Source organism: uncultured Flavonifractor sp. (genome assembly GCF_944383115.1).
In the GTDB taxonomy this organism is placed as follows: Bacteria; Bacillota; Clostridia; order Oscillospirales; family Oscillospiraceae; genus Flavonifractor.
In genome coordinates this window covers 1-8,396 of the sequence record NZ_CALWOJ010000087.1, presented here as the reverse complement: position 1 = coordinate 8,396, position 8,396 = coordinate 1, and the positions used below count along the sequence as shown (strand labels likewise).

Genomic DNA, 8,396 nt, shown 5'->3' with positions numbered 1-8,396 from the left:
GAACACCACGTTCCACACCTCGATATAGCGGTCGCAGTCGCAGCCCACGGTGCAGCCGGGCTTGCCGCAGCCCCACTGCTCGCCCCGGTCGTAGTAGATCTCGGAGCAGGGGCCGCAGGGGCCGGAGCCATGCTCCCAGAAGTTGTCCTCCTTGCCGAACTTGAAGATGCGCTCGGCGGGGATGCCGATCTCCTCGTTCCAGATGCGGAAGGCCTCATCGTCGGCGGGGGTGGTCTCATTGCCGGCAAACACGGAGGGATAGAGGCGGTTGGGGTCCAGGCCCACCCACTCGGGGCTGGTCAAAAACTCCCAGGCCCAGTGAATGGCCTCCTTCTTGAAGTAATCCCCGAAGGAGAAGTTGCCCAGCATCTCAAAGTAGGTGCCGTGACGGGCGGTGTGGCCGATGTTCTCAATGTCGCCGGTGCGGATGCACTTCTGGCAGGTGGTCACACGGTGGCAAGGGGGCTCCTGCTCACCGGTGAAGAAGGGCTTCATGGGCGCCATGCCGCTGTTGATGAGCAGCAGGGAGGCGTCGTTCTGGGGAATCAGGGAAAAGCTGGGCAGGCGCAGGTGTCCCTTGGTCTCAAAGAAGGACAGGAACATCTCGCGCAGTTCGTTCAGACCGAACTTCTTGGGCATATGATTCAATCTCCTCTGCAAAAAAATAAGCCCCGCCCCCATGTCAGGGGCGGAGCAATGTTCACTCCACGGTACCACCCTGATCTACACCCAACGGGTGTATCTCACTGCATCCGGTAACGGGGATGAATCGTCCCGGTCCTCCCGGGCCGCTCAGAAGTGGCTTGCCGACCCGTGTCGCGGAGGGCTTGCACTCTCCCCTCTCGCTGGTCGCGGCGTGGTCTGCTTGGCTTCGTCATCGCGCTTCAACTGCCTTATTCTATCACATTTTTCCCGATTGTCAACCTTTTTCCCCACAAACAGGGGGAGCGGAAGTCAAAAGCGGTAGAGGTAGAGATAGGTTTCGTTGTAGTCCTCCTTGCCGTGGGCGGTGATGGCTATCCGGTCCTCGTCGAACCAGCTTAGGGAACCCTCCTGCAGGGCGTCGTAATTTTCCCGGTCCAGCAGGGTAAACACGCCGCGTTCCAGGTCCATGACTCCAAGACTGGAGATTCCCAGCCCGTCGGCCTGGCTGTCATAGCTGGCAAACAGGACCTTGGTGCCGGAAGCATTGGCGATCAGGGTGACGTTCTTCTGCCGGGACAGCGTGAAGTCCTCCACAATGCTAGTTCCGCCGGTAACCAGGTCCAGCACCGATACCGTGCCGTCCTCCGCCACATAGATGCCCCGTCCGCCGCCGAAGAAGAACTGGAAGCCGTAAGGGTTTTCAGCCCGGGACTGGTAGACCGGCAGATGGGAGAAGGTGCGCTTTGGCTGGCCGTCCTCCGGCTGCCAGGTCCAGACGTCATAACAGTCTCCGTCGGGACCGGAACGGGTCAGCAGGATCAGGGCGCCGTCCTGGCCAAACCAGGCGCTGAATACCTCCAGGTCGGTAAGCTCGTCCAGGGCGGTGGTGGTTTTGACTGCCCGGTCACAGTAGAACCAGCCCGTGTGGTCGCTGTACAGGAGGGCGGCAGAAAGATCATTCGTCCACTGCACATCGGTCAGAGGAGCGGACTTTTCCCAGCCAGTGCCGCTCAGCAGGTCGGTGATTTCACCGGTTTCCAGGTCCAGCAGCACCGGGTACTGCCGGTAGTCCATTTGGCTGCCCTGGCTGAGACGGAGGATAACGCTGTCAGTGGAGCCGGGAATGGAGGTAACATTATAGTTATAGTCCGAGGCATAGCCAGAAGTGCCGTCACAATGGCAGGAGATCGCCCCTTCATACTCGCACCAGTAGACGGTGTCGGTATAGGTTACGCCGTCCCAGGTGGGGGAAAACTCAGTGGTACGGGTCTCCAGGGGAACCAGCTGATCCCCCTCCGCCGCCCAGTAGTGGAAGTCCAGGAGAGAGCCGTCGTCGGCCCGTTCCGCCTGAAACAGGGTTCCGATGCCGTAGCTATAACCCGACCCGGCGTTGGGGAGACGAATATATTGGGCCTCCACCAAATCGTCAATGGTGGTCTGGGTCATTTCCGGTTCCTCCGGCACCTCGCCCACAGGGCCGGGCACCTGCTCGACTTCCTCCAGATGGAAGAAGGTGAGTACCGCCGCCCGAAGCTGGGGACTCACCGCCATAGCCGCCATAAAGGTACAGGCGATGGCGGTCACCGCTACAAGAACCTTACCCGCCAGCCTGCGGGGGTGGGCCTGCCGCCTGGGGGGCAGATTCAGCTGCCCTTTGATGCGCCCCTCCAGCTCGGGGGTGGGGTTTAGCAGATCCATTGCGCTGTGATAATCCCGGGTATTCATACGCTTCCCTCCCATTCGGTGTCCAGTTCCAGTTTCAGTAGTTCCCGGCCCCGCTTCAGCCGCATTTTGACCGCTGACTGGCTCAGCTTCAAGATTTCTGCCACTTCCGCCACCGAGTAGCCCTCATAGTAGTGGAGGTGGATAGGGCCTTTGTAGGTCTCGGGCAAAGCCAGAATGATCTCCAGCACCGCCCGGTCCGGCCCTTCAGGTACGGGGCAGCTCTCGTCCAGAGCCACCGTCTGCCGCCGCCAGAAGTTTTTTAGCTGGTCCCGACACAGATTGGCGGTCACCCGCAGCAGCCAGCGTTTCTGGTGGTCTTCGTCGGCAAAAGCGGGAGCCTTGTATAGCAGCTTGAGAAAGACCTCCTGAGTCACATCCTCAGCGTCCGCCGAGCAGCCCAAATAGACCATTGCCAGCCGGTAGACCGACGTGCCGCAGGCGGCGTAGGCCGCCTCAAACCGCCTGGTCAATAAGTCTTGTTTCTTCATCGTACCGCCTCCTTTCACCCATATAACGACTGGGTAGGCCTCCAGGTCACAAAAAAGTCCAGGCGAAGTTCGCCTGGACTTTTTGAAATCAGGAATTTTCCCGGCAGGCCCGCAGGATGGACAGGGGGGGCACTTGACGGGGCAGCTTCATGCGAAATACCATCTGGGGCGTGCGTGGTTCGGTGAGGGGCCAGCCGTTTTCATCCTCCATAGCCGGGGCGGTAAAGGGGAGGGCAGCCACATCGGGACCCACCAGTTCCAGCTCGTCCCCCGCGGCAAACTTGTTGCGCAGAGACAACGTGGCGTTGCCGTCGGCATCGCAGGAAGTAACAATGGCCACCACCTGCCACTCCCGGACATACCGGGCGTCGCCGGTGTACTGGCCGGGCTGGCCAAAGTAGAAGCCGGTGGAGTAGGGGCGGTGGCTCACCTTGTCCGCCTCTTCCCGCCAGACAGGATCCAGGGGCCGCCCTTCCGCCGCGGCGTCGATGGCGTGGCGGTAGGCGGCGGTGACGGCGGCGGCATAATAGGCACTCTTGGCCCGGCCCTCGATCTTGAGGGAGTTAAGGCCCGCCTCCATCAGTTCCGGGATGTGGTCGATCATGCACATATCCCTGGAGTTCATGATATAGGCGCCCCCCTCGTCCTCGCCGATGGGGAAGTATTCCCCGGGACGCTTTTCCTCCATCAGGGCGTACTTATAGCGGCAGGGCTGGGCGCAGGCACCACGGTTGGCGTCTCTCCCGGTCATATAGTTGGAGAGCAGGCAGCGGCCGGAGTAGCTCACGCACATAGCTCCGTGGACGAAGGCTTCGATCTCCAGCTCCTTGGGGGCCTTGGTCCGGATCTCCCGGATCTCGTCCAGAGACAATTCCCGGGCCAGGATCACCCGGCTGGCACCCAGCTCATACCAGGCCCGGGCGGCCTGATAGTTGGAGATACTGGCCTGGGTGGAGATGTGAGCTTTCAGTTTGGGCGCGTGCTTTTTCAGCAGAGAGAGTACCCCCACGTCGGCCACGATGGCGGCGTCTACCCCCAGGGACTGGAGATACTCCAGCCACTGGGGCAGACGGGCCACCTCGTCGTTGCGGGGCATGGTGTTGCAGGTGACATGGATGGACACGCCCTTGCTGTGGCATAGTTCCACGGCCTGACGCATTTCATCCTCAGTAAAGTTGCCTGCAAAAGCCCGCATACCGAAGTCGCTGCCCGCCAGATAGACCGCGTCTGCCCCGTAGGCCAGGGACATCTTCAGCCGTTCCATGTCCCCGGCAGGGGAAAGCAGTTCGATCTTAGGACGCATTCTGATACAACTCCTGAGAAGCAACGAAGCTCTGATGCTGGCTGTAGTTGGTGAAGAAGTGATGCACGCCGTCGTCCCCCAACGCGTAGAAGTAGTAGTTGGTGGAGTCCGGATTTACCGCTGCTTTCAGCGCGTCCACGCCGGGGCAGCAGATGGCCGTGGGAGGCAGGCCCTTGTTGGTGCGGGTGTTGTATGGGGTGTCGGCGTTGACGTCCACCACTGTGCCTCCGGTCGCGTACAGGATGGTGGCGTCGATGTTCAGATAGCCCGCCGTCTCACTGGTGGGGTTGAGCAGACGATTGTAGATGACCGAGGAGATCTTGCCCTGATCGCTGCCGTCGGTCTCCTTCTCGATCATGGAAGCGATGATGACGGCATCGTTGACGCTCATGCCCTTATCGGTCATGGTCTGGCGCATTTCATCGGTAAAGATCTGATCAAAGCGCAGGATCATTTTATTAAGAACGCTTACCGGATCTTCTCCCATATAGAATTCGTAGGTGTCGGGGAAGAGATAGCCCTCCAGCCGCTTGGGGTCGCCCAACGGCAGTACACCTTTCAGGAAGGAGAACTTAAAGTCATAGTTGGCGGCGGTCTCATTCAAATCTTCCATCGTAGCCACGCCGGCCTTCTCCAGCATTTCAAAGATCTGGGCTTCGGTGGTACCTTCCGGAATGGTCACCGTGGTGGTAAGGCGGTTGGAAGAGCCGGAACCCATACTGCTGATGAGAGCGCGGTAGTCCATATCTGTGTTCAGTTCATAGCTGCCGGGGGTGATCTTGGCGTCATCGTCTCCGGCCTGGCCGGACACATGGGTAAAGCTGCAGAAGAGCTTGAACACAAACTTGTATTCGATCAGGCCCGCTTCCTTCAGCTTGTCCGCCACCTGATCCACAGTATCCCCTTCTTTAATTTCCACCACGGCGGTGAGGGGGGCCTTATTCAAAGCCAGAACGTCGTTGGCCCACATCCAGCCTACCCCCGCCAGCAGCACGGAGGCGCCCAGCACACTCACCACATAAATGAGAATGCCCCATGAGCCAAGACGCTTGCGCTTTTTCCGGCGGCGGGCAGGACGGTGTTCGCCTTCATGGGCAGAGGAGGACCGGTCGGACGGAGCCAGACGCTTTCCGCCGTGGCCGCTGTTATGGGGGTGATCCTCCTGACGGCCCTCGTTGCGATATTCTTCCTGTGACATAGGTTCAACTCCTAACCGAATCAAAAAAACATTGGATCAACGGAACCACAATCTTCCAACCTGCATAGGATAGGTCAGCTAAAGCAAGTGAGGTGAGAAGACAATGTGTTTCGGCAATAACGGTTTTGGCGGCAACAGCTGCCTGTGGATCATCCTGATCATCATCCTGCTGTGCTGCTGCTGCGGCGGGAACAGCTGTGGCAACAGCTGCGGCTGCAACAACAACTGCGGGTGCAACGACGGCTGCTGCTAAGCCGTACGTACCACGGGGAAGCGGGGCGCTACGCCCCGCTTTTCCTTTGTTTCGGGGCGGACGGGCCGTACAGGCCGGTCTCGGTGATCACCAGATCCACCGCCAGATCATGAGACAGTCGGGGGATGGCATCCATCAGCAGCCCATCCCGGCACAGCGCGGCAGTGACCCCGGAAAAACCGGCCAGCCACCGGTCATAGTAGCCGCCGCCCCGCCCCAGCCGCCCGCCGGAGCGGTCAAAGGCCAGACCGGGTGCCAGCACCAGGTCGATCTGACCGGCAGAAACCGCAGGACAATCAACATCCGGTTCCAGCATCCCGTAAGCATGACGGATGAACCGGGTATTTTTTTGGACGAGCCGCGCCTCCATTTGGTTCCCCGGCAGGCAGCGTGGCAAGCAGACCTGCTTGCCCATGTCCCAAAGCGGCGACAGCAGACGCAAGGTGTCCGGTTCGGTTCCCATGCCGCAATAGAGCAGGATCATTTGTGCATCCCGCGTCTGGGGGAGCGCCAGAAAGCGGCGGAACAGGGCGTCGTCGCTGGCTGCCCTGTCCTGTGGCGAGAGGCAGGCCAGCCAGTTCAGTGCCTGGCGGCGCAGGACATCCTTCTCAGCCGTGATAGTGGACGCTCTCTTTCACCCGGGCGGCAGCAGCAGCCCCCTTCAGGATCTCCACCAGCTTCAGGGCAAAGGGGAAGGCGGAACCGGCGGCCTCACCGGTGACGATATGGCCGTCCACCACCACGGGAGTGCCCTTCTGCACAACGGCGGAGCCCATCAGATCCTCCATGCCGGGATAGCACACCGCGTTGCGGCGGTCCAGCATGCCCAGATTGGCCAGGATGGTGGGGGCGGCGCAGATGGCGGCCAGCCAGCAGCCCTGGTCGTAACAATGCTGGATGAGGCCCTGGGCCCGCATATCGCCGCTGATGGCCTCCACGCCTCCCAGCCCGCCGGGAAGGATCAGCATCCGGAGCTGATCCGGTTCTACCTGGTCCAGCGTAGCGTCCGCGGTAAGGACAATACCGTGGCCGCCGGTGACCTGGAGGCTGTCCAGACCAACCAGGGTTACCTTAACGCCGGCCCGCCGGAGCAGGTCGGCAGGGACCAGAGCCTCGCTCTCTTCAAAACCGTTACCCAGTAAGATCGCTACCATTCAACAGCACCTCATTTTATGATTTGGGCCAGCGCGGCCCAGATGTCACGATGGATCTCCTCAGCCGGACGTATACGGCCGGCTTCGTCTGTGCAGGGGATCTTATTCCAGCCCAGACAATCCGCCGCCCGCAACGCGGTACGCCGACACAGAGCCAGGTATTCGGTATCCACCTCATGGATGTCGGCTTTGGTATGGGTGGCCGCTTCCCGGCTGCGCAGCAGTTCCACGGCCCGCTGGGTGGGCATGTCCAGGTAGAACACCTGGTCAGGGAAGGGAAGGCCCAGTTTGGAACACTCAAAATCAAACAGCCACTGGAAGAAGCCCTCCCACTGGTCCTCCGGCAGTTTGCTGGCCTGGTGGACGGCGTTGGAGGTGGTGTATCGGTCGGAGAGAACCAGCCCGCCGGCCTGATAATAGTCGCCCCAAACCTTCTTCCAGGAGGCGTACCGATCTACAGCATAAAAGGTGGAGGCGGCATAGGGATTCACGTCGGAGGGGTGGGAGCCGAACTCCCCGTTCAGATACATCCGCAGCAGGGCGGAGGATGGTTCCTGATACTGGGGGAACACCAACCGGCGGAAGGGGACGCCTTCCTGGTCCAGCCGCTGGCACAGCAGCTTGAACTGGGTGGACTTGCCGGATCCGTCGGTTCCTTCAAATACAATCAGTTTACCTGCCATATCAGCGCCTCCTGATCCGTGCCCCCATAGCATACCACAGCACCAGGGGCAGTTTGATCATACGCCCGATACGCTTGGGTTCCTTCATAAGCCGATAAAGCCACTCCAGGCCCAGCTTCTGAAACGCCTTGGGGGCCCGCTCCACCACGCCGGCAAACACGTCCAGGGAGCCGCCCAGGCCGATCATCAGATGTGCGCCGGTGGCGGGGCCGTTGCGTACCATCCAGAACTCCTGCTTGGGTGCGCCCAGACAGACAAAGACCACGTCGGCGGCGGAGCTGCGGATGGCCTCCACTACAGGAGCGTCCTCTTTAAAATAGCCGTCGTGGGTGCCGCAGACAATGAGGCCGGGATAGCTGCTCTTGAGATTGGCGGCAGCCAACTCGGCCACGCCGGGTTTGGCACCCAGCAGGAAGAGCCGCTTGCCATGCTCCGCCATCCAAGCAAGTAATCTCTGTGCAAAGTCGATGCCGGGTACCTTGCCTTTCAGCGGGCGTCCCAGGATTTTGGCGGAGTAAATGACGCCCACGCCGTCGGCCAACACCAGATCCGCGGCCAGCAGGGCCTGCTTGAACTCGGGGTCTTTGCGGGCGGAAAGAAGAAATTCCGGGTTGGGGGTCACCGCGTAGTGAAAACCTTCTGATTCCACCAGGTCGGCCCCTGCCCGGGCGGCTTCCTCCAGGGTCAGGTTGTCAAAGCCCACACCCAAAACGTCTGTCCTCAAAATGTAATGCCTCCGATTGGATCATGTCCACAATTTCACACCATTTTACCATAGCCTAACAAAAAAGTCTATGCGGAAACGGGGAGAAAGGGCGGTGAAAAAGATAAAGTTTCTGTGAAGAAAGCCGGAAAAACGCCCTCCGCGCGGTGAACTGAACCAGTAAAAGCGGACAATAGACAAAACGCCCCCTGATGTAGGAAAATGGAAGTACTACATCAGGGGG

At 60.3% G+C, this 8,396-nt stretch carries 10 protein-coding genes; 1 reads left to right on the top strand and 9 read right to left on the bottom strand.

All coding sequences use genetic code 11. The annotated features are described in order from the left end of the window. From Q0K43_RS09005 to mltG, 5 genes are all read right to left on the bottom strand, one after another. Positions 1 to 639: alanine--tRNA ligase-related protein (locus Q0K43_RS09005; RefSeq protein WP_297290214.1), on the bottom strand; the 639-nt coding region annotated here is incomplete at its 3' end. 315 nt (positions 640 to 954) lie between these two features. Further along, on the bottom strand, positions 955 to 2,370 hold the full coding sequence (locus Q0K43_RS09000) for a hypothetical protein (protein ID WP_297290213.1): 1,416 nt from the start codon (positions 2,368 to 2,370) through the stop codon (positions 955 to 957). Beyond that, positions 2,367 to 2,858: an RNA polymerase sigma factor gene (locus Q0K43_RS08995; protein ID WP_297290212.1), complete on the bottom strand. Its 492-nt coding sequence runs from the start codon at positions 2,856 to 2,858 to the stop codon at positions 2,367 to 2,369. The genes Q0K43_RS09000 and Q0K43_RS08995 overlap by 4 nt, the downstream gene beginning before the upstream one ends. An 88-nt stretch (positions 2,859 to 2,946) precedes the next feature. Continuing rightward, complete coding sequence (locus Q0K43_RS08990; RefSeq protein ID WP_297290211.1) at positions 2,947 to 4,161, bottom strand: peptidase U32 family protein; 1,215 nt, start codon at positions 4,159 to 4,161, stop codon at positions 2,947 to 2,949. Continuing rightward, positions 4,151 to 5,359 (bottom strand): endolytic transglycosylase MltG, encoded by a 1,209-nt coding sequence (mltG, locus tag Q0K43_RS08985; RefSeq protein ID WP_297290210.1) that lies wholly within the window; start codon positions 5,357 to 5,359, stop codon positions 4,151 to 4,153. The genes Q0K43_RS08990 and mltG overlap by 11 nt, the downstream gene beginning before the upstream one ends. 103 nt (positions 5,360 to 5,462) lie before the next feature. On the opposite strand from mltG, the gene Q0K43_RS08980 reads away from it, so the two are divergent. After that, positions 5,463 to 5,612 (top strand): hypothetical protein, encoded by a 150-nt coding sequence (locus Q0K43_RS08980; protein WP_297290209.1) that lies wholly within the window; start codon positions 5,463 to 5,465, stop codon positions 5,610 to 5,612. A gap of 28 nt (positions 5,613 to 5,640) precedes the next feature. On the opposite strand, the gene Q0K43_RS08975 is transcribed toward Q0K43_RS08980, so the two are convergent. The 4 genes from Q0K43_RS08975 to Q0K43_RS08960 are packed head-to-tail and all read right to left on the bottom strand — an operon-like array spanning position 5,641 to position 8,173. Continuing rightward, positions 5,641 to 6,210, bottom strand: a complete 570-nt coding sequence (locus tag Q0K43_RS08975) for a 5-formyltetrahydrofolate cyclo-ligase (protein ID WP_297290215.1) — start codon at positions 6,208 to 6,210, stop codon at positions 5,641 to 5,643. 10 nt (positions 6,211 to 6,220) lie between these two features. Further along, positions 6,221 to 6,766, bottom strand: a complete 546-nt coding sequence (locus Q0K43_RS08970; protein ID WP_297290208.1) for a DJ-1 family glyoxalase III — start codon at positions 6,764 to 6,766, stop codon at positions 6,221 to 6,223. Positions 6,767 to 6,777: 11 nt separating this feature from the next. Beyond that, the gene (locus tag Q0K43_RS08965; protein WP_297290207.1) at positions 6,778 to 7,449 is read right to left on the bottom strand and encodes a dTMP kinase; all 672 of its coding nucleotides are present in this window, start codon (positions 7,447 to 7,449) and stop codon (positions 6,778 to 6,780) included. A 1-nt stretch (position 7,450) separates the two neighbouring features. Further along, positions 7,451 to 8,173, bottom strand: coding sequence for a WecB/TagA/CpsF family glycosyltransferase (locus tag Q0K43_RS08960; protein ID WP_297290206.1), 723 nt, complete (start codon positions 8,171 to 8,173; stop codon positions 7,451 to 7,453). Positions 8,174 to 8,396: the final 223 nt, after the last annotated feature.

Bases quoted from the DNA above. Each gene is read 5' to 3' on its own strand.
- Q0K43_RS08995 (WP_297290212.1), bottom strand. From the start codon at position 2,858: ATGAAGAAACAAGACTTATTGACCAGGCGGTTTGAGGCGGCCTACGCC.
- Q0K43_RS08980 (WP_297290209.1), top strand. From the start codon at position 5,463: ATGTGTTTCGGCAATAACGGTTTTGGCGGCAACAGCTGCCTGTGGATC.
- Q0K43_RS08970 (WP_297290208.1), bottom strand. From the start codon at position 6,766: ATGGTAGCGATCTTACTGGGTAACGGTTTTGAAGAGAGCGAGGCTCTG.
- Q0K43_RS08990 (WP_297290211.1), bottom strand. From the start codon at position 4,161: ATGCGTCCTAAGATCGAACTGCTTTCCCCTGCCGGGGACATGGAACGG.
- mltG (WP_297290210.1), bottom strand. From the start codon at position 5,359: ATGTCACAGGAAGAATATCGCAACGAGGGCCGTCAGGAGGATCACCCC.
- Q0K43_RS08965 (WP_297290207.1), bottom strand. From the start codon at position 7,449: ATGGCAGGTAAACTGATTGTATTTGAAGGAACCGACGGATCCGGCAAG.
- Q0K43_RS09000 (WP_297290213.1), bottom strand. From the start codon at position 2,370: ATGAATACCCGGGATTATCACAGCGCAATGGATCTGCTAAACCCCACC.